General features: G+C 49.8%; 15 protein-coding genes. 2 read left to right on the top strand and 13 right to left on the bottom strand.

All coding sequences use genetic code 11. The annotated features are described in order from the left end of the window. Positions 1-2 precede the first annotated feature (2 nt). From QCB45_RS07680 to QCB45_RS07635, 10 genes are all read right to left on the bottom strand, one after another. A complete protein-coding gene (locus tag QCB45_RS07680) occupies positions 3-1,982 on the bottom strand; it encodes a VWA domain-containing protein (RefSeq protein ID WP_279420317.1) in 1,980 nt (659 codons plus the stop codon). 1 nt (position 1,983) lies between these two features. Further along, positions 1,984-3,000, bottom strand: a complete 1,017-nt coding sequence (locus tag QCB45_RS07675) for a VWA domain-containing protein (RefSeq protein WP_279420316.1) — start codon at positions 2,998-3,000, stop codon at positions 1,984-1,986. Next, on the bottom strand, positions 3,000-3,506 hold the full coding sequence (locus QCB45_RS07670) for a DUF4381 domain-containing protein (protein WP_279420315.1): 507 nt from the start codon (positions 3,504-3,506) through the stop codon (positions 3,000-3,002). The genes QCB45_RS07675 and QCB45_RS07670 overlap by 1 nt, the downstream gene beginning before the upstream one ends. Positions 3,507-3,518: 12 nt before the next feature. After that, positions 3,519-4,487, bottom strand: coding sequence for a DUF58 domain-containing protein (locus QCB45_RS07665; protein ID WP_279420314.1), 969 nt, complete (start codon positions 4,485-4,487; stop codon positions 3,519-3,521). A gap of 21 nt (positions 4,488-4,508) precedes the next feature. Then, positions 4,509-5,483: a MoxR family ATPase gene (locus tag QCB45_RS07660; protein WP_347710075.1), complete on the bottom strand. Its 975-nt coding sequence runs from the start codon at positions 5,481-5,483 to the stop codon at positions 4,509-4,511. Positions 5,484-5,674: 191 nt separating this feature from the next. Next, positions 5,675-8,119 carry a methyl-accepting chemotaxis protein gene (locus tag QCB45_RS07655; RefSeq protein WP_279420312.1) on the bottom strand — a complete coding sequence of 815 codons (2,445 nt, stop codon included), beginning with the start codon at positions 8,117-8,119 and terminating at the stop codon, positions 5,675-5,677. 203 nt (positions 8,120-8,322) lie between these two features. After that, positions 8,323-9,312, bottom strand: coding sequence for a tRNA 5-methoxyuridine(34)/uridine 5-oxyacetic acid(34) synthase CmoB (cmoB, locus tag QCB45_RS07650; RefSeq protein WP_279420310.1), 990 nt, complete (start codon positions 9,310-9,312; stop codon positions 8,323-8,325). A gap of 131 nt (positions 9,313-9,443) precedes the next feature. After that, positions 9,444-10,175, bottom strand: a complete 732-nt coding sequence (gene cmoA, locus QCB45_RS07645) for a carboxy-S-adenosyl-L-methionine synthase CmoA (RefSeq protein ID WP_279420309.1) — start codon at positions 10,173-10,175, stop codon at positions 9,444-9,446. A 106-nt stretch (positions 10,176-10,281) separates the two neighbouring features. Then, the gene (locus QCB45_RS07640) at positions 10,282-11,157 is read right to left on the bottom strand and encodes a DNA/RNA non-specific endonuclease (protein WP_279420308.1); all 876 of its coding nucleotides are present in this window, start codon (positions 11,155-11,157) and stop codon (positions 10,282-10,284) included. A gap of 67 nt (positions 11,158-11,224) precedes the next feature. Next, positions 11,225-13,231 carry an EAL domain-containing protein gene (locus tag QCB45_RS07635; protein WP_279420307.1) on the bottom strand — a complete coding sequence of 669 codons (2,007 nt, stop codon included), beginning with the start codon at positions 13,229-13,231 and terminating at the stop codon, positions 11,225-11,227. 354 nt (positions 13,232-13,585) lie between these two features. Here QCB45_RS07635 and QCB45_RS07630 point away from each other — a divergent pair, with 354 nt between their 5' ends. After that, entirely contained in the window at positions 13,586-14,602 is a 1,017-nt protein-coding gene (locus tag QCB45_RS07630) for a hypothetical protein (RefSeq protein WP_279420306.1), read from the top strand. An 80-nt stretch (positions 14,603-14,682) separates the two neighbouring features. Here the strand turns inward: QCB45_RS07630 and QCB45_RS07625 are convergent, their stop codons facing one another. Further along, positions 14,683-15,498: a methyltransferase domain-containing protein gene (locus tag QCB45_RS07625; RefSeq protein WP_279420305.1), complete on the bottom strand. Its 816-nt coding sequence runs from the start codon at positions 15,496-15,498 to the stop codon at positions 14,683-14,685. Between the two features lie 158 nt (positions 15,499-15,656). Between QCB45_RS07625 and QCB45_RS07620 the strand changes: the two genes are divergently transcribed. Next, the gene (locus QCB45_RS07620; RefSeq protein WP_279420304.1) at positions 15,657-16,010 is read left to right on the top strand and encodes a putative quinol monooxygenase; all 354 of its coding nucleotides are present in this window, start codon (positions 15,657-15,659) and stop codon (positions 16,008-16,010) included. Between the two features lie 13 nt (positions 16,011-16,023). On the opposite strand, the gene QCB45_RS07615 is transcribed toward QCB45_RS07620, so the two are convergent. Together QCB45_RS07615 and QCB45_RS07610 are read right to left on the bottom strand one after the other, a co-directional pair. Next, a complete protein-coding gene (locus tag QCB45_RS07615; RefSeq protein WP_279420303.1) occupies positions 16,024-16,791 on the bottom strand; it encodes a cation transporter in 768 nt (255 codons plus the stop codon). 49 nt (positions 16,792-16,840) lie between these two features. Further along, positions 16,841-19,951: an efflux RND transporter permease subunit gene (locus tag QCB45_RS07610; protein WP_279420302.1), complete on the bottom strand. Its 3,111-nt coding sequence runs from the start codon at positions 19,949-19,951 to the stop codon at positions 16,841-16,843. Positions 19,952-19,953: the final 2 nt, after the last annotated feature.

Here is a 19,953-nt window from a genome sequence, read left to right as displayed (position 1 = left end):
GGTTACCATATCTTTTTTGCTGCCTGTTCATCGGGTTTTTCCGAACCTTGGTTCGTTTGGTTCTGGTATTGGTATTCGAATTTACGTTTCAAAAACAGTCCGGGTTGATCGGGAATCTGCTGTAGCCAGTTTTCAGTGGCCTGTTGCTGTTCGGTCTGTTGTAACGATCCGGCCTGCTTGTCGTCTTCTTTGTCGTCGGAAGATCGGTCGAGCTGTCCGGAAGCGTCTTTCTGCTCTTCTTTTCCGGTTTGATCTGCCGGTGTGCTATCGGTTTCGGAAGATTGTTTATTTGTATCCTTACCGGATTTCTTTTGCGCTTGTTGTTGGGGCTGATCATCTTGAGCCGCATCATTTTGATTTTGAGTTTTTGAATTTTCCTCAGCCTGTTGTTCTTTTGAGCCTTGTTGGCCATCACTGGAGCCGTTTTTCCCTTGTGGTGATTGGTCGCCGGAATCCTTGGATTTCTGTGTGTCCTGTTTATCAGACGACTTGGGCGGGGTGGACTCCTGCTGGTTTTGATCGCTCTTGGACTGGCCGTTTTGAGGCGATTGCATGGATTGGTTAGCCGACTTTTGTTGTTGGTCGAGGAGCTTATCCATCAGTTTCAGGTTGGCTTCAGCGTCTTGTAATTCCGGCTGTTTTTGCAAGGCCTGTTCGTAAGCTTGTTTTGCTTCTTTGAGTTTTCCCTGTTTGGCGAGCGCATTGCCCAGATTATACAGGCCGGTAGCGCTAGGATCTTTTCTGAACTGTTCGGCGGCCTCTTTGTACTTGCCGTTCCGGTAGAGGGTGCTGCCTTTCCACTGCGGCGATTCGAACAGCGCTTCGGCAGCCTGGTAGTCCTGTTTCTTCCAAGCCTTATACGCTTGTTGGTCTGGGGTCTGGAAGACATCTGTAAAGTCGGAAAGTTTGGTTTCCGCATCTGCATAACTCGGTGGAGAATAGAGTCCACCGATCGGCAACACCATCAACAGTGCCAGACTGAAAAGCCAACCGCGCCGGTACGCCAAAGCGAGCAGGGGTAGCATGGCCAGAATAACAGCGGTTCCATCGTCCAACTGATGCAGGACTTCTTTTTCCTGTTCTTTCGAGGCCTGCTGTTTGGCAAGTGCCGCCAGGCGGCTCGGCATAAGCCGATCCAGATCGGTTTCGTCGATGGTTAGAGGAGTCAGTGCGGCACCGGTTTCACGGCTCAAGTTTTCCAGTTCCGCATAAGGCAATTTGGGCAGAACGATTGCGCCTTTGTCGTCCTTGAGCAGGCCGTAATTGGGTATGTTGACCGCACCGCCGCTCTGGGTGCCTACGGCGAGAATGCTCAAGCTGTAACCGTTTTTACGAATCCAGTCGGCAATGGCTTCGCGCTGTTCGCTCTCGATGTCGTCGGTGATCCAGACGATGTGCCCCTGTGTGATGTTGGCGCCCTTGAATAGGCGGTCGGCCTGCTTCATCGCCAATAGAGGATCGGAACCGTATTTGGGCATGATAAGCGGACTCAAGGTCGGAATCAGGGATAACAGGGTTTGGTTGTCTTCCGAAACGGGTGCGATGGTGTGGGCGCTGCCGGAATAGGCGATCAGGCCAAAAGCGGTGTCGGGGTGCTTTTTGAGCAGGTCGATCAATTTGAAACGTGCACGGCTGATGCGGCTGGGTTTGATGTCTTCGGCTAACATTGAAAGTGACAGGTCGAGTAAGACAACCGTTCCCTGATGGGTTTTTTCCGCCGGAAGTTTGACCGATTTCAAGCTGGGACCGGCCAGAGCAACGATGGCCATGACCCATAAGCATGCCAGACCGACGATGGCGAGTCTTGTTGCAGTAAGGCCTTGGTTTTGAGTCTTGGAATCGAGCAGCAGTTTCTGGAATTTGGGCGCGATGACCGTCTGCCAGGCGCCTTGCTTGAGTTTAATATGCCAAGCTTTCCAGAGCAGCCAAACGACCGGGATCAAGGCTAAAAACCACCAAGGACGTAGAAAATGCAGTTCCATTTCAGCCTCCCGCCTGTCTAAGTTTTAGCCACCCTATCAGCAGGCTGATCAAAAACGCCAGACCCAGTGGCCAGACATAGAGTTCGCTGCGAAGACGGTAGCTGTGGACTTCGTGCTCCACCGATTCTAGGCGGTTGATCGACTGGTAGATCTGCTGCAGCTGTTGGGTATCGTTGGCAAGGAAGAATTGTCCGTGGGTCAATTCGGCGATCTTCTTCAAACTGTCGATGTCCATATCGGTTTTTCCACCGTTGAAGAACGCGTCCAAGCCGGTTCTGTGTTTCACCTGACCAACGCCGATGGTATAGATTTTTAATCCCAGTTCCGCCGCCTTTTTTGCGGCCTTTATTGGATCAACTTCGCCGGCGGTGTTGGAACCGTCGGTCAGCAGTACCAAAACCGATTGGTTCTGATGGTTTTTCATCCGGTGTTTCAGTGTCAGGCCGATGGCGTCTCCGATGGCGGTGTTGTTGCCGGCCATGCCGATTTCCGTTTCATTAAGCAAGGTTTTGACTGTGTTTAGGTCATAGGTCAACGGGCTTTGTAAGAAGGCTTGGGAACCAAAGACAATCAATCCCATACGATCCCCTTTACGCTGTTCGATGAATTCCGCAACCACCGATTTTACAGCAGTCAATCGGTCGACATCTTTGCCGTTCAGATACATGTCGGCTTTTTGCATCGAACCTGAGAGGTCCACGGCTAGGATCATATCCTTACCGCTCGCTGTAAAAGGCGTCGGTGTCAGATACCAGATCGGACGCATGGCCGCCAGAATGAAGAGTAGCCAAAGAAGTGCGAACGGCATAGGAATCCGGCGTGAACGGACTTCCGGTTGAATTAGAGATTCTTCAGTAAGCCCTCTGGAAACCCGCTGAACAATCTGTGGAGCCAACAGGGCGGTCTGCTGGTGTTGCACGGGTTTTACCAGTAGGCGCACTATCCAGGGCAGCGGCAGGAAGGCGAGCATCCACGGCCAAAGGAATTCGAAGTTTTGCCAAACATTGAACCATTGCATTATAGGTGGTGCCCCTTGATCCATTGCTGAGCGTAATTTTGCCAGGCGAGCAGTAATTCATTCAATTCAGCATCGGTTTTGTGGCCTTTGCCCTGATAAGACAATTCGAGAATCTCGATGGCATTGGTCGGTTGTCGAACAAAATTAGCGGTTTCATGCAGAAAATCCAGCCAGGCTTGTTGGTTGAGTTTAGCTACTTCCTGGCGACCGTAGACGGTAATCGCTACTTGTTTCAGCAGAGCGTTGATTTGCAGAATGCGTTCAGAAACCTCACTATTGTCGTCTGCCTGGATGGCGTTCATCTGTTTAAGCGCTTCACGACGGTAGGCGTTGCGTTTGTGGCGATCCAACAGGAACCAGACCAGAGCGAAAACGATGGCGCTCAAGCTGAATATCAGTACCCACCAACTGAACGCCAAAGGCCACCAACCAATCGGATCGGGCAGGTGGATGTCCTTGAGTTGGCTGAGTGGGTTGTTGTTATCCACTAGATTCGTCGGATTCATTTCTCGGGGTCTCTATTGGATGATTTTGTATTTGAGTAACGCTTCCATCGGGCTATCCACAGTGGAAACTTCAATCAACGGAATTTGCATGTTACGTAAATTCTTTTCAGCCGTCTGCCAAGCGTTTTCATAGGTTTGACGATACTGTCTACGGGTTTCGCCTCTCAGGCTGTTCAGCGGCAACAATCCCTTATTTAACCAGTTGGCGCTCAGGTTCAGCCACCCCAGTTTTGGCAACTCTTTTTCCAGCGGATCGAAAAGGTGTATGGCCGTGATTTCGCTATGTTTTCGCAAACTTTGCAGGTGCTGAAGGCTGGCTTCATTGAGATTGAGCATATCGCCGATCAGAAATAATTTACTTCCCGGTTTTACCGTTTTCAAGAGCTGTTGCGTCGCTTGTTGCCAGAGGTGTGGTTGAGACGTCCCCGGCTGTTTAAGGCTGTGTTGCAATACGATGGTTTGTTGCAGCCAACTAAGCAGGGTCTGTTTCTGGCGTTTTGGGTTAACCCAGGACTGATGATTCTGGTTAAAGCTCAGGCCGCCGATCAGGTCGCCTTGTTGCAATGCTGTCCAACCGATAATGGCAGCGAGATTAAGTCCTTGTACCGCCTTGAGTCTGACTTGACTGCCGAAAAACAGGGCAGGGGTTTGTTCGGAGACGATCACTACCGGTTTTTCATGTTCTTCCGTAAAGACTTTTGTATGCACTTTCTGGGTACGTGCGCTGACACGCCAATCAATATGACGAATATCGTCTCCGGCTTGATATTGACGGACTTCGCTGAAGATCATACCGCTGCCTTTGCGTAGGCTGTGATGACCGCCGCTAAGCTGTTCCATGACTTTTTGCTGGCTGCTGAGTGTACGATGTTTCACGTGAAACCGAAACGCCACCAGCTCGTCAAGGGTGCTATATAGATCGTCTGTGGACGATTCGGCGTCACTCAGGGTCGAATTTTCGGCATGGGCTAAGGACGTCATGGCTTACTGTATCCCTTGTGGTTAAACGACAGGTACGTAACTCAGCACTTGGTCTATAAGGTCGTCGGCGCTCAGTCCTTCCGCTTCCGCTTCGAAGCTTAGCAGCAGGCGGTGACGGAAGACATCGTGAATCACGGCCTGAACGTCGTCGGGACTGACGAAATCTTTGCCTTGCAGCCAAGCGTGTGCTCGGGCGCAACGTGACAGAGCCAAAGTGGCTCGCGGGCTGACGCCGTAGTTGATTTTGGTTGCAAGATCGGCACTGTAGGCGGCCGGATTTCGCGTGGCCACGACCAGTTCGACAATATAGGTTTTGACGGCATCGGCCATGTGAAGGCCGAGGATTTCATCACGAGCCTTGAACAAGTCGTCTTGGGTGAGGTGTTCGGGTGTGGCTGGCTGGATGTTGCGTTCTTCGTTCTCAACCAATTCCAGAATCTGGTATTCGCTCTCCGCCGATGGATAGTCGATTTTGACATGCATCATAAAACGGTCCAGTTGAGCTTCCGGAAGAGGGTAGGTTCCTTCCTGTTCCAGCGGGTTCTGGGTCGCCATGACCATGAATAGTTTGTCGAGCTGTAGAGAGTGTTTTCCGACGCTGATCTGACCTTCCGCCATAGCCTCAAGCAAAGCGGACTGCACCTTAGCCGGTGCGCGGTTGATTTCATCGGCCAGAATCAAGTTGTGGAAAATCGGGCCGGACTGGAATTCGAATACGCCGGTTTCCGGGCGGTAGACTTCGGTTCCGGTAATGTCCGACGGCAGTAAGTCGGGGGTGAACTGGATACGATGGAAGCTTCCTTCGATGAGTTCGGCCAAGACTTTAATGGCTTTGGTTTTTGCCAGTCCCGGAGGCCCTTCCACGAGAAGATGACCGTCTGAAAGCAGAGCGATCAGCATCCGTTGCGTCAAATGGGGCTGTCCAATGATCTGTTGGTTGATGTGTGCCTGTAAGGTCTGAAAACGCGCGGCTAGGATCGAATCGGTCGGTGACATCATAATCGTTGAACTTTGCGGTTAGCTAATTGTAAAAGGATTTTCATTATACTGAGATACGTAGGTGTTACAAACGCATAACTATGGAGGAAGTTTTGAAACTGGAGGGGTTTTAGGACATATGTAAGATGATTTACGTATTATTGGCCTGTTTGAAACTGAACAGGCCTGCTTAGAATGAAGTGATTGGATTATTTTTTAGGCAATAATTTGTTGGTATCGATTTTGAAAGAACCGATCAGATCCACAAGACGGGACATCTCTCCATTCATTCTCAAAGTATCTTGAGCGACGTTGTCTACCAGAATCGCGTTTTTCTGCGTGTTGGAATCCATATCGCTGATGGCTTGATTGACTTGAGTTACACCCACAGCCTGTTCTTCGGAAGCGCGGCTGATTTCCGCGACCATTTCTGAAATCGAAGTCACCTGGCTGTTGATCTTCTGGAGCATTTCAGCCGATTTTGTCGCCAGTTCGGTACCGTGGTTGATTTGGTTGGTGGTCTCGGTAACCAAGCCACCGATCTCTTTGGCAGCATCCGCGGTACGCTGTGCCAGAACTCGGACTTCACCCGCGACCACCGCGAAACCACGACCGTGCTCTCCGGCACGGGCTGCTTCCACGGCCGCGTTCAGAGCAAGCAGATTGGTCTGGAATGCGATGCTGTCGATTAGGGTGGTGATTTCAAACACCTTGGTGCTGGATTCGTGAATACTCTGCATGGCCGCTTGAGCTTCCTGCATGACTCTTTCACCCTCATTCGCATCCACCTTGGCTTGCGTAGTGAAATCGTTCGCTTCTCTGGCACTGGAAACTGAGTTCTGGACGGTGGAAGCGATCTCTTCCATTGCCGCAGCTGTCTCTTCAAGCGACGCAGCCTGATTTTGGGTGCGGTCGTTCAGGTCATTGTTGCCGTCCGATAATTGTTGGATATTCAACAAAGCGGATTCTGATGTTTGTTTGATGTCTATGAATATCGTCGCGATGTTGTTGATTGCATTGTTGATGGTTTCTTGCAATCTGGCGAGCTCCCCTTTGTAATCGCCTGTTACGTGGGTGGTCAGGTCGCCGTCGATCAGGTTGGTCAGGCTGCCGGTGAAACTTTCAAATCCGGTTTGAAGGTTGTTAAGCGCCTGGTTGATGTTTTGTTTCAGTTTATCCAGATCCCCGCTCAGTGGCATCTCAATTGGATTTGAGAAATTGGAGTCGGCCATGTCGGCAACCACTTGGTTGATTTCGGAAACAGCACCGTCCAAGGATCTTAAAGTTGACTGTGCATTATCCAGTGCTTCTTTGAAGGCGCCTTTGGCATCCGCGTTGTTTTCGATCTTGGCGCCGAAATCGGCCTGCCCAAGTGCAGTGAGGGTTTTGCCTAAGGTGTCCATTGTGACTTCAAGCGTATCGGCACTTAGGTTGATCTGGTTTTTCAGTTTGTCCAGATCGCCCACGGTCGAAATCTGGATGCGCTTTTTCAGCTCGCCGTTACCAATCGCCTGCATGGTGTCGCAGGTCTCTTTCAGTACTTGATGGGTATTTTCCAATAGGTGGTTGAAGTCTTTCGCCATAGAGGCAATTTCGTCGTTATGATCCGAAGACTTTGCACGGGCCGAAAAGTTCCCTTCATGGGTCACAGCTTGAATCGTTTTCTGTAAATCGGTCACAGGAAGCAGAACCACTTTACGGATTACCAGCATGATCGCGATACCCATCAGGATGACGATACCTACGAGCATCACCAATTCCTTGATGACGGCTTGTTTGATGACTGACATGCGGTTTTCGAGTTCGATCGGAGGTGCCCCCAAAATCTGTACTCCCACTTCTTTACCTTGCATATCCTTGACGATGGATTGGGTAATCAACAAGCCATCCTGCAATAGCCAACCGTTTTTGTTCAGTTGATCCCAGTTGATGTTCTGAGTCATCTCAACCGCCTGTTTGCTGAAGGCGGTTTCACTGCCCAGAACATAGTCGCCGATTTTGGTGTTATCTTTGGCTTTGGTACTAATTGTCAGGGCATAGTCGTTCAAAAGCAGGGCGTACTGCATATTACGGGCGGTGTAATCTCTGGCGACGCTCCCCATGCCTTGGATGAATTCCAGTGAACCAATATAGCGGCCGTCTTTGAATAGTGGTGTGATGCCACGAACGGCGAGCCCCGCACGCCCTAATTCCAGCACTGAAATCGCTTTTTTATCCTTGATGACCTTGTCGACACCGAATCGGAAAGCGGAAAGGTCATCACCGTTTTTGTTCGGTTTCCAGGCTCTCAAGAATGAGTGGTTATCCGGTGTGTGGATGTGGATTTTAATGTTCTTGAAACTGGTGTTGTCGGCAAAGGCCTTATTGACGTTTTTGAGGGCGTCAAGTGCCGCAGCACGGTCATTGTTGGCTACAGCATCGATGATTTGGGCGTTGCTGGAGAAACTCACGGCGTTACTGATGCCAATCTCGAGTTTGGTGTTGAGGCTACGATCCATGTCACCACGAAGTTCTTTAGCGACGTCCGCTGCGGTTTGTTTGTATTCGTTCTGGTATTTGAAATATTCAAATAATCCGAGTCCAATAAGGACGATAGAGGAAACAAGGATGATGGTCGTCAGAATTTTGGATTGTAGTCCCTGGGATTTGAACATGAATACACCTTTGTATGATTCAAAATTTATACAGGCTTTATACTGAAAGTTAGATAGATATTATAATGGGTGTCTCGACGGTCGGCGATACGTATTTTCAATGAATTAGAGTGTGTTAATTTAATACTATCAATTACTTATGAGTAATAACCCAATAATGTGTTGGGCTATTTCCGATTGCTCGGTAATTGTTATCCATTCAATCACTTAGGTTTGTTGGCGACCATGACCGCTCTCAATGGCGCTGGATAACCTTCGACGGTTTTGTTCAGGTCGTCGGGATCCAGAAAGTCTTTGAGGGAGTTCCACTGCATCCAATCCGTAGAGCGTTGCTCTTCAATTGAGGTCTGGTCTATGTCCACACAGCGAACATTGATGAAACCACAACGCTCCATCCAGCGTTGCAGTTCCGAAACCGACGGCAGGAACCAGACGTTTCGCATCTGGGCATAACGGTCTTCAGGAACCAGAAGCTGGCCGAATTCTTCGGGAACCACCAAAGTTTCAAGAACCAGTTCTCCGCCAGCGACCAGCTGATTTTTCAATTCATAAATATGGTCGATTGGTGAACGGCGGTGGTAAAGCACGCCCATGGAGAAAACCGTATCAAAAGCACCGCCTTTTGGCGATACTGGCAACGCTTCCAGAGTGAGCGGTAAGAAATAGGCGGGAACGGATTCACCGATGAAGTGTTTGAGCGTCAGAAACTGGCTCATGAACAATAAACTAGGGTCGACGCCCACCGCCAGTTTTGTGTTTTCCGCCGCCATACGCCACAGGTGGTAACCGCTGCCGCAACCGATATCCAGTACGCGTTTACCTTCGAGAGCGGCTAGGTGCGGGCGCACGCGATCCCACTTCCAATCGGAATGCCATTCGGTTTCGATATGAATGCCGTGGATGCTGAACGGCCCTTTTCGCCAAGGCATCAGAACCCGTAAAGCACTCTCCAGTTGATGCTTGTGGCCGTCGTCCAAATCGTCTTCGCCAACCGTCACAACGGATTGGTTCAGGTGGCTGATTTGATCGCGTGGATAGTCGTGGATGATTTCCAGCGCGGCTAGCCAGCGTGGCAGGTTGCCGTTGCCTTCAGGATGCAGGGCATGATCGATCATGTCGGGAAGTTCCTTATTCCACTCGTCAAAGCGTGAGTCGCCGAGTTTTTCCCAAAATGTATCGTAATGCTGTTTCACGTGAAACCTGTTCCTGTTATTAGCAAAAGAGAGAGGGCGTAATTATACATTTCACCCTTACGAAAATGAATATTAACGTCAATTTGCCGAATGAACAGGCCTGTTCGGATTCTAAATCGTTGTTAAAACGTCTATTCAGCGGATTTGATGGCGATAAAAGAGGCGAAATTGTACGCCTGGAACCAGATGCCTGCGGAATCGAAACCGGTTTTCTTTAAACGGGCGATGTGAAAATCGGCAGTATCGCTGATCAGGACGTTTTCAAGCGAGCTGCGCTTCTGGCTGATTTCCAACTCGGAATAGCCATTGGCACGTTTGAACTGTAGATGGAGGTGTTCAATGGCATTTTGTAAGGCATTGTCTTCGAAATGGATTTTTTCGGAAAGAATCAGAATGCCGCCCGGCTTGAGGCCTTGATAGATTTTATCTAATAAGGTCTGTCGCTGATCCGGATCGATGAACTGCAAGGTGAAGTTGATGACAACTACTGAAGCGTTTTCAATTTCAATTTTGGTGATGTCGGCGCATTGCAGATCCACTTCGACTTCCGAGTGGTAGGCGTGCAGGTATTCACCAGCGCGTTTTACCATGGCTTCCGAGTTGTCGACGGCAATGATCTTGCAGTTGGGTTGCGTCAGCTTGCGTCGCATGGTCAGGGTGGCCGCCCCCAATGAACAGCCCAAGTCATAGAGGTTGCTGTCGGCTTGTGCATAGGTCTCAGTCAGTTCGCCGATACCGGTGAGAATCGTCTGGTAGCCGGGTACGGATCTTTGGATCATATCCGGGAATACGGCGACAACCGATTCGTCGAACTGGAAAGCCCCGACTGCTTCGTGGGCTTGGGCGTAAATGGTATCTTTCATAGTTTTGAGCCTGTGCAAGCCTGACAATGAGGGTTATTGGGTTAACAAGTTGGTATTTTAAATAAATTGTCCGTTAAAACCAATAAACCCGAATTTGCGACAATTTCTAATAACGCGACGGTCGGTTGGCGACTTCGGATAAACGCCACGCTTCCGGCGTGGTACTGCTTTCCAGTTTGTCTTCGAAAGCGTCGTCCAATTTATGGAAGAAGTCCAGCCCGGTTTGTTTTTCGATTTCGTCTATCGTGGTCACGAACTTCATCAAACTGGCATTGGGTTTGGCATTCTGAGGGAAGATAAACGCCAGCGCCTTGGCCGGAGAATCCTGGTTCCCTGGCTTGATCAGAATTTTATAGAACGCCTTGGGGATCGCCACGCGGGTTCCTTTGATGGTTTTTGGGTTTGCGTCGAAAATCGGGCCGGTCACGACCCAGAAATCACCGAACCAATCGGAGAAACTGTCGGCCACCAATTCTTCCAGACGTTGCCAGCTTTTTTGGTTCAAGTTGGGTTTCTGGGGCGTGATGTTGGTCATCAAGAAGGTTTCAAGTTGTGCCGAACGTCCGTAACGGCTGGCAATGACGTAGTTGGGTGCCATATGTCCGCGATCGAAACCGGAGCCGGTGTAATCCTGATGGGTGATGCCGGATAGGCTGCGCCAGTCACGCGAGAAACCGCTTGGACGTTTACCGCTGTTGAAATGTTTTTCTTTGACCTGATAGGTGACCCAAAGAGGGTTGGCTAGTTTTTCAGAATAGCCAAGCATGAAGCCTTCATTACGCAGGGTGTGTGTCCAGCTTCCATTTGCGGGGGCCGAGACTTCCTGAGGTACACCCATGTAACTCATGGCCGGGCGTGCCACAGTCACTTCATAGCCGTACCAGAGTCCGCCGGCCAGTATGACGGCGATCAGGTATTGCGGTTTACGGACGATTAACCGAAAAAACGGATTTAACAGGCGTAAAACTTGGCGGGTTGTCATAAGCGTAATCCAGACATGAAAAAGGATACGGAATTATAGGAGGAAAACGCCGTTTTGCGAAGCCTGTTCAGGAATACTCTTCAATTAGGGTTTCCAGTGGAATAGCCTTGTTGAAGTAATAACCTTGATAGAGCAAGTGGCTAGGCAGTTTGCGCAGGGTTTCAAGTTTTTCGGCGGTATCTACAAATTCGACAATGACGGGTTGAAGACCCAGACTGGCCGCCATGTTGGTGATGAATTCCACCATTCGGTATTTGCCTTGGTCGTTTTCAATGTTCTGGATCAGTTTGCCGTCCAGCTTGGCAACTTGAATGGTGTGACTGCTCGCCAGATCGACCAGTCCGGAAAGATTGGAGTAGCCTGTGCCGAAGTCGTCGATCGCAAAGATGATCTGATAGCTTTGATTCAGCTCCCGCAATACTTCGTCGTGCATGAGGATATCGTGTTCGGTGATCTCCACCAGCAGTTGAATTTCATGCTGTTTGCAAGTGGCATTCAGGTCAATCAGTTTCTTGATAATCTGAGGACTGGCGAGCGATTGCGGATAGATGTTGACGTTGACCATTTCGGTCAGCCCTTTAAGAGAAGGAACATCGGCTTGCAACAATTCAAAAACCAGTTCGTCGACCTGAGCGGTCAGATTGTAGCTTTCAACCAGATTCAGGAAATCTTTTGCGGCAACCACTTTGTCTTCCAGAGGTAGTCGAATCAGCGCTTCCAGGGTTTTTATGCGACCGTCTTCTTCCACAATCGGCTGGTAGAACAAACAGAACTCTTTGTTTTTGAGGTGAGCCTGTATGATTTCCAGAAGGGCCAGATCCTGTTCGACTTTCTGCTGGTATTCCACCAGTTCGGTGCGTTCGATATGACAGATGTGCTCATGGCATTTGTCTTTTAGAATTTTATTGAGCATGGAGACGAAATGCTGGGTCTCGTAAACCGGAAGGTCGGATAGGTTGAACAGGTTGATGTAGAGCTGTTCACTGTGGCTTTTGCCAAATTTTTGCTGGAGTGCGGCCAGTACGTCTTCAAGCAGGCTTGAAAGTGGCGTCACATTCTCTTTGAGTACGATATGCAGACTTTCGTCGCGCTCCAGATTAATGAAGTCGATGCCTTTTTGATGCATGCACGCCATGCATTCATGGGTGAAGGCGTTCAGCAGTTCCTTTTTCTGTTTGTACTGGATGTCCGAAGCCTCAACGATCCCGTAATGGATGACAAAGTAATAACTCAAATTCTTCTGGCGTTTGCTCTCGGCCATAACAAAGTCGATGAAGTTATGGTACGGGTCGGCCAGATAATTGAAATGGGCTTCGTTGATGTATTTGTCGAGCAGTAGGAAATCCTGACTCAGGTTTTCAAAATGGGACAGTGCTTTCAGGTATTCCTTCTGCATCAGGTAAACGTAAACATAGTTGGCTTCCTGATGCACTGAACGATGTATAAGCAGGATGTTTCCCTGTAGGTCAAACGCCTTGTCGCCGGTTGCGTGCAGAATCAATTTGGCTTCCAAAGTGGTCAGCCAATGTGCAAAGTCGCAAAGGGTGTGATCCAGTTGCGGAGGGGTCAAACCTTCCTCGATATGGGAGAAGAAGTGCTCCAGTTTGATCAGCCAATCCTTGTGCAGGGTCATGGTCTGATTGTGGCATAGAAAATCGCTGTTTTTGAAGTGGGAGACGAACTCCTTGACCGACGATAGAAAATAACCGTGAGCCAGATGGCTTTTAGCCAGTTTGATCGAGTGTATTATGGCTTCGGGAGATTTGTCTATCTCTATGTGCTCTAAACCAGTCAGTGTGGTTTCCTGTGCCATATCGATGAGTCCGAACACATCGTGTAGCGAAAGCTGGTAGGTCTTCTGCAAGGTTTGCCCAACCTCTTCCAGGGCTTGGCAATCTTCCGGCGTCAGTTCATCCAGAAGCAGTTTCTTAAGCCATTTCTCTTCTTGAAGAAAGAGGCATTGCATTTCATGCAGTGAGTGCACCACATGCGTCATGGAAGATTGCTGGATCAAATCGCTTTCCAAGGATTCGACAAGATCTTTGCAGAATTTTTGAAGGCTTTCTGATGGCATTAAAGTGAGTCTCCGACGCAATAATGTGTAAAAAACCTGATTCTAACATGATAAATCAGTACTCAATTTACCATTAAATCAATAAGGGTATTAGTTTTTCTTTTCGGAATTAATGGCATTAATTATGGTGGTTTCTTAAGGGGGTACCAGAAAAGGCTTCATGATGAATGAAAGGCAGCATGGTAAGTCTTTTGACCGTTTTTGCAGGTACCGGTATCGGACCTAACTCTAAGATAAAAAAGGATAATTACGCCTGAAAATTTCTCATTTTGTCGAAAATTTTTACTCTTGACGAAAATTGCCTCATAGGGGATTCTTGGTTCCGAGATTAAAAAGGTCAGGAGGACTAAGCTTATGAAAAGGAAGACTTTATCACTACTTTTGCTTACAGCATTACCTTCCGCGCAAGCGCTGGCAGCGCCAAGCGGACAGCCATTTACTGATATGCAACAGCAGATCATTGAAGTGCAACAAGCAGTGGCTGCGGTTAATACAAGAGTTAGCGAGTTGGAACAATCTGTACAAGCACAGATTTTCAACCTTTATAAAGAAGTCGACGCTTTAAAGTTAAGAGTTGATGGTGTAGAAGGGATTATAGATACGCTTGAAGAAAGAGTGTCTGCAAACGAATCACTGATTGGTTATCTTTCCGCCAGAATCGATACCCTTGAGGCCATTTCAAATAATTTATCTTCGGGCGCATCTACCTTAGAAGAGGAAATCGCCAAACTCCAAGCGGAGAACGCAAGTTTGAAAGCTCAGGTTGAGGCAGGATATACCGGATTGCAAAGCCAGATCGATGCAAATTCTTCTTTAATTGTGGACCTTGAAGTTGCGATGGCGGACAACCAGTATAATCTGGAATCGTTGATTGCGAATAACACGGTACTGATTCAAGAGCTTCAAGCGGATATTACAGCCGCCAATGCTGAAATTGCGACCAAACAAAATATCATTAACGGTATTTGTCCAAGTGGTGAAGCCGCGATTTCCATTAATCCGGATGGCAGTATTGTTTGTGCCGGCAGTGCAGGTGGGACAGGCGTTGGTGATATTGTCACCGTTTATAATAGAGAGTCGTTATTTGGCAATTACTATTATTTAAACGCGTCGAATCTTCCAAGTGATTACCCGTATCACACGATCAGAGCGACCTGTCCGACAGGTTACCATGCCGTCTCGGGTGGACACGAAGCTTTACATTACATCTCTCTGGGTGGTGGTCTAGCGACAAGTTTATATTCGACCAAACCCTCAAATGATGGTCAGGCGTGGGACGTGAAAGTCCGTTACAACTACACGTACTCTTCTTCTACTAATAATTATTATTGGAATTATTCCGGTACATCAATAGCCGTATGTGCGAAGTAAACTATGACCTCAAATTTCATAAAACCTGGTAGTCTCTCGTTTTAGAGACTACCTTCTCTTCATAAAATACTTCTTGTTTGTTATGACTCAACCTTTCTAGCCAGAATATGGATGTAACGTGCCATGTTTCGGTAGGTGGGTTCACGGCAGAAACGGTATTCCAAAGCCAGTAAATCGTCTAAATCGCTTTGTTCGAGCACTTCATGCGTCATGTAGTCGTGGAACACACGGATGCCGGTATGCACCTCGATTTCGAATCCCCATTTTTCCAACCATTGAAGTACTTCTTCAGGAATTTGCGGGTTTGGGGGCGTGAGTTTTTTGCCTTTTCCGAGATATTCGTCATTAAGGATGTAAGGCAAACGCCACCCGCCACGAAGAGTGTTACGGATGACAACCGAATTACGGTTATAGAACAGCAGGGAGAGATGGCCGCCCGGTTTGACCTTGTCGACAACCGCTTTCAAAGTCTCTTTGGGTTCGCCCAACCATTCGAGTACGGCATGGAACAGCACCAGATCGAATTCCGGCAGGGTTTCGGCGACTTCCTGAGCGGGGCCGTTGATGAAGGTCGCTTCCAGTTCGGCTTCTTCAAAATTTCTCTGCGCGCGGATCAGCATCTGGTGCGAAAGGTCGCACAGCGTTGTTTGATGGCCGGCTTCGGCAAACCATTGGCTGATTTGGGCAAAACCGCAACCGGCATCCCAGACTGTGAGTGGTGCCGTGGTTTCCGACAGGCCTGTTGAGTTTTTTTCGGGCGAATGCAGGTTCGCCAAGTCTTCTTTGAGAAGCTTCAAACGCCACTCACCTTTGACCGTGTTATAGATTTTTGCCTCGAACTTGTCGACCAGTTTGTCGAAGTTGCGGTCGGCCTTTTTTGGGGATGTTTTTTTCATTGGTTTATTTTAGCCAGATGCGCAAAAAGGCGTTGAATTTTTGTCGGTTGGCGAAGCATCTGTAAAAACATTTGTAATAATGTTTGTTTAAACGCTTTGGTTTGAGTATCTTAGGCGCGTTTATTCAAACCTTATTGATCGAATCGATTGGAGAACCCATGTCATCGAAAGTTTACTGTCTGGCGCAATTTCAGCCTAAACCCGGCAAAGAAGCCGAATTGTTCAAAGTCTTGCAGAGCTTGGAACCGAATACGCTTAGGGAAGACGGCTGTTTGCAGTACCGGGTAACCCGTCAGATCGCTAGCCCGTTTGCCGAGGGCACAAGTTTTCCGATCGTATTCAATGAAATTTGGGCCGATATGGCTGCATTCGAAGCGCATTGTCAGCGTAAGGAAATTGTCGATTTTTTCCAGAATTACTGTCTGGCTGAAGACGGTTTGGCGGCGGACTGGAATGTCTGCGTTTACAGCGACGAACCTGAAAACTACGATTCGCCAGCCTTTAACTCATAGGGGTGTGCCCCGCTCAGTCACTGAACTGGGTTTGGGTGTCGCTTTCTTTGGGTTCTTTCTTAGGTTTACTTTTAGATTTTTCCGAATCTTCTTGTGGGCTCTTCTCTTCAGTTTCAGAAGGCTCACAGCAACTACTGCCTGAACAACACGTCTCTTCCTTTTCCGAATCGCAAGTGTTGGCGTTGGCGGATTGAAGTTCCGATTTGGCATCCTTGAGAATGCGCATGGCGCCCCAGAATACAAGCAGAGTGATTGCCGAACCGATGATTAAATCGGGTAGGCGGCTGCCTAGCCACCAGACCAGCAGACCACTGATGATGACGCCCAGATTGGCCAATACGTCGTTGGCCGAGAAAATCCAGCTGGCTCGCATGTGAACCTCACCGTTACGGTGTGCGTGAATCAGTTTCAAGCAGTAGGTGTTTCCGATCAACGCGATGATCCCCATGATCATCATCCATTCCGAAATCGGTTCGCTGCCGTAGAGGGCACGGCGAGCGATGTCGATGCCGATCAGCGCCGCCAGCATCATCTGGAAGTAACCGCTGACCAGTGCTGCCTTGGCTTTGGTCTGAGCTGCGCGGCCAATGGCGTAAAGCCCGATTCCGTAGACGATGGCGTCGGCCAGCATATCCAAGGCGTCGGCCGTCAGGCCGGTCGATTGAGCGTACCAACCGACGAAAAATTCAATGACGAACAAGGCCGCGTTGATCGCCAGTAGAGTGATCAAAAGTTTTTTTTGCGAGGCGTCGGTGACCTCGATATGACATTCGCAAGCCATGAATGACTCCTGGTTAATTTTGTTTTAGTTTACCTTATCCACTCAAATCTTACTCCGGTCCTTTTTCGAGGGCTTTTTCCAATTCGTGGGTGGAAGCCAGCGGCGAACCGCTGTGTTTGGCGATCAGTGCATAAGCTGTTGGAATAATAAACAAACTCAATAAAGTCGAGAAGGCCACACCCCAGAACAGCACGACACCCAAAATGTATCGGGTTTCCGCGCCGGCACCGCTTGATAGGATCAGAGGCACCGTTCCAGCGATGGTGGTAATCGCGGTCATTAAAATCGGCCGTAAACGCAATTGTGTGGCGGATACCAGCGCTCGGTAAACCGGCAGGCCTCGGTCACGCAGTTGGTTGGTGAATTCGACGATCAGAATCCCGTTCTTGGTCGCGAGTCCGAGCAGCAGTACCAGTGCGATCTGGCTATAGATGTTCAGGCTCATTTGGTAAGAGAGCAGAGCGAACAACCCTCCCGCTAAGGCCAACGGCACCGTCAGCAGAATCACAAACGGGTGGATGAAGCTTTCGAACTGCGCCGCCAGCACCAGGAAAATCACCACTATGCCCAGCAGGAACACGAAATAGAACGAGCTGGAAGACGTCTGGAAGTCGCGCGACTGCCCTTTGTAGTCGATGATTGCCTCCGGCGGCAAGGTGGCGCGGGTGAGTTTGTTGAGGTAATCCAACGCCTGCCCCAAAGACAGGTTGTCGTCCAGTTTGGCCGACAGCGTCATAGAGCGTACCCGGTTATAACGGTTGAGGCTGGACGCCACCCCGGAGGTTTCAAGGTGGGTGATGGCGGACAGCGGAATCATCCCATCGGTGCTGGAGGAACGCAGGTAGATCTGTTCCAGATCCTGCGGGGATTGGAACCATTTGTGATCCGCTTTGACCAGAATGTCATACTCTTCGCCCTGATACTGGAAGGTGGTGATACGTTTGCTACCGAGCAGAATCTGCAAGGTCTCGGTCAAGTCCTGATGGGAAACGCCCAACGCTTTGGCTTTGGCGTAATCGACTGTCAAACGCAGTTGCGGTTTGCTGGCTTCGTAATCCCAATCCAATCCGGTCAGGCCAGGGTTGGTGTCGTGGATGGCTTGATCCATGAGGTTTTTCCACTGTTCCAGTTCTTGATAGCTGGAACCGCCGATAACGAACTGCACCGGTTTTTGAACACGTCCACCGATTGGAGAACGCATCACCGGCACGGCCTTGACGCCGGTCAGGTCGGCGAGTTTTTTACGGGTTTCTTCCATGATGTCGTAAGCGGAGCGGCGTTTTGACCAGTCTTCAAGTACGACGATGACGAAACCGGTATTGAAGATTTCGGTGCTGCTGAAGGATCTCGGTGCACGAATCAGCAGGCGTTTGGCTTCACCGTTTTCGACCAACGGCATCATGCGTTCTTCGATTTCGTTCATGTAACTTTGCATGTATTCAAAGGTGGCGCCTTCCGGCCCTTTAACCATCACGTAAAACACGCCGCGATCTTCTTTCGGTACATATTCCTGTGGTACTTTCTGGGCGAAAAAAGCAGTCGCCACGACCACTCCGACAAATATGAGAACACTGATCCATGGGTGTCTGAGGTTTTTGACCAGAAGCTTCTTAAAACGGTGAGAGCGGTGTTTTCCGGATGGTTTCGAGCCGTCTTCCGATGCGTCTTTAGTCTGTTTTTTAGTCGGCTTTAACAGTTTGGAGGCCAGCGCTGGGGAAAGCGTCAGCGCTACCCAGCTTGAGAAGATGACGGCCACCGCCAGGGTCACCGCAAATTCGGAGAACAGTCGACCTATTTGACCTTCCATGAAGGCAATTGGCAGGAACACCGCAATCAATGTCAGGGTGGTTGCGATGACTGCAAACCCGACTTGTCGCGTTCCCAGATAGGCGGCTGAAATCGGGGCATGGCCCATATCAAGGTGGCGCTGGGTGTTTTCCAATACCACGATCGCATCGTCCACCACCAGTCCGATTGCCAGCACCAAGGCCAGCAGGGTAAGCAGGTTGATGGAGAAACCGAGCATCCACAAAACGCCGAAGGTAGCGATTAAAGAAACCGGAAGAGTGACCATCGGCACCAGTGCGGCACGCCAGTTTTTCAGGAAAGCGAGCATCACCAATGAGACAAGTCCCAAGGCGATGAACAGGGTCTTGTATACTTCGTTGACCGCTTGCTGGACGAATACTGAAGAGTCGAAACTGCTTGCAAGGTGCAGGCCTTCCGGCAGGGTCTGGTTAACAAGCTTGCGGCGTTCGCGCGCCAGTTCGGCCACGGTCAGGGTGTTGGCGTTGGATTGCTTGATGATCCCGATTCCAACCATCGGTTCGCCGTTACCTTTGAACAGGCGACGGCGTTCGATGGCGCCGAGTTTGACTTCGGCGATTTCGCCCAGAGTCACCTGCCCAACCTGTTGGTTTTGTTTGATGACCAGATTTTTAAAGTCGTCGATGGTAGACAGCGGCTTGTCCGCTTGAAGGGTGAAGAGGATGTGTTCACCTTGTACCGATCCGACCGGCAGTTCGATGTTGGAGGCACGCAATTGGTTTTCGACGTCCTGCGCGCTGATGCCGTACAGCGCCATCTGTTGAGGGTTCAGCCAGATGCGCAGCGCGTAGGATTGCCCGCCACCGACGCGTACGCGAGCGACGCCGTCCAATACGGCAAAGCGGTCAACCAGATAGCGTTCGGCGTAATCGGTCAGTTGCGGAACCGTCATCTGGTCACTGTTGAGGTTGAACCACATGATGACGCTTTCATCGCCGTCCACCTTCTCGACTTCAGGCGCACGTGCCTGTTCCGGGAGGTTGTCGGCGATGCGGGCGACGCGGTCTCGGATGTCGTTGGCGGCGGCGTCAATGTCGCGGTCGATGGAGAATTCGACTTTGATCCGCGAACGACCGTCGCTGGAGGTGGATTCGATGAAGCGGATGCCCGATACACCGGAGATGCGGTTTTCGATCAGTTTGGTGATGCGGTTTTCGACCACCTGCGCCGAAGCCCCCAAGTATTGGGTGTCGATGGTGACAATCGGCGCGTCCACATTCGGGTATTCGCGCAGGCTCATGCGGTCAAAGGCCATCAGGCCGAAAGCGAGCAGTAACAGTGAGGCGACCGTTGCCAGTATCGGGCGTTTGACCGAGGTATCAGAAAGCCACATAT

Source organism: Thiomicrorhabdus sp. ZW0627, from assembly GCF_029767005.1.
Taxonomy (GTDB): Bacteria; Pseudomonadota; Gammaproteobacteria; order Thiomicrospirales; family Thiomicrospiraceae; genus Thiomicrorhabdus.
The sequence above is the reverse complement of the archived record's forward strand: the minus strand, read 5'-3'. Positions and strand labels throughout refer to the sequence as shown.

Coding starts and splice junctions, on each gene's coding strand:
- QCB45_RS07620 (WP_279420304.1), top strand. CDS start 15,657: ATGTCATCGAAAGTTTACTGTCTGGCGCAATTTCAGCCTAAACCCGGC.
- QCB45_RS07615 (WP_279420303.1), bottom strand. CDS start 16,791: ATGGCTTGCGAATGTCATATCGAGGTCACCGACGCCTCGCAAAAAAAA.
- QCB45_RS07665 (WP_279420314.1), bottom strand. CDS start 4,487: ATGACGTCCTTAGCCCATGCCGAAAATTCGACCCTGAGTGACGCCGAA.
- cmoA (WP_279420309.1), bottom strand. CDS start 10,175: ATGAAAGATACCATTTACGCCCAAGCCCACGAAGCAGTCGGGGCTTTC.
- QCB45_RS07640 (WP_279420308.1), bottom strand. CDS start 11,157: ATGACAACCCGCCAAGTTTTACGCCTGTTAAATCCGTTTTTTCGGTTA.
- QCB45_RS07680 (WP_279420317.1), bottom strand. CDS start 1,982: ATGGAACTGCATTTTCTACGTCCTTGGTGGTTTTTAGCCTTGATCCCG.
- QCB45_RS07655 (WP_279420312.1), bottom strand. CDS start 8,119: ATGTTCAAATCCCAGGGACTACAATCCAAAATTCTGACGACCATCATC.
- QCB45_RS07610 (WP_279420302.1), bottom strand. CDS start 19,951: ATGTGGCTTTCTGATACCTCGGTCAAACGCCCGATACTGGCAACGGTC.
- QCB45_RS07675 (WP_279420316.1), bottom strand. CDS start 3,000: ATGCAATGGTTCAATGTTTGGCAAAACTTCGAATTCCTTTGGCCGTGG.
- QCB45_RS07635 (WP_279420307.1), bottom strand. CDS start 13,231: ATGCCATCAGAAAGCCTTCAAAAATTCTGCAAAGATCTTGTCGAATCC.
- QCB45_RS07625 (WP_279420305.1), bottom strand. CDS start 15,498: ATGAAAAAAACATCCCCAAAAAAGGCCGACCGCAACTTCGACAAACTG.
- QCB45_RS07630 (WP_279420306.1), top strand. CDS start 13,586: ATGAAAAGGAAGACTTTATCACTACTTTTGCTTACAGCATTACCTTCC.
- QCB45_RS07670 (WP_279420315.1), bottom strand. CDS start 3,506: ATGAATCCGACGAATCTAGTGGATAACAACAACCCACTCAGCCAACTC.
- QCB45_RS07660 (WP_347710075.1), bottom strand. CDS start 5,483: ATGTCACCGACCGATTCGATCCTAGCCGCGCGTTTTCAGACCTTACAG.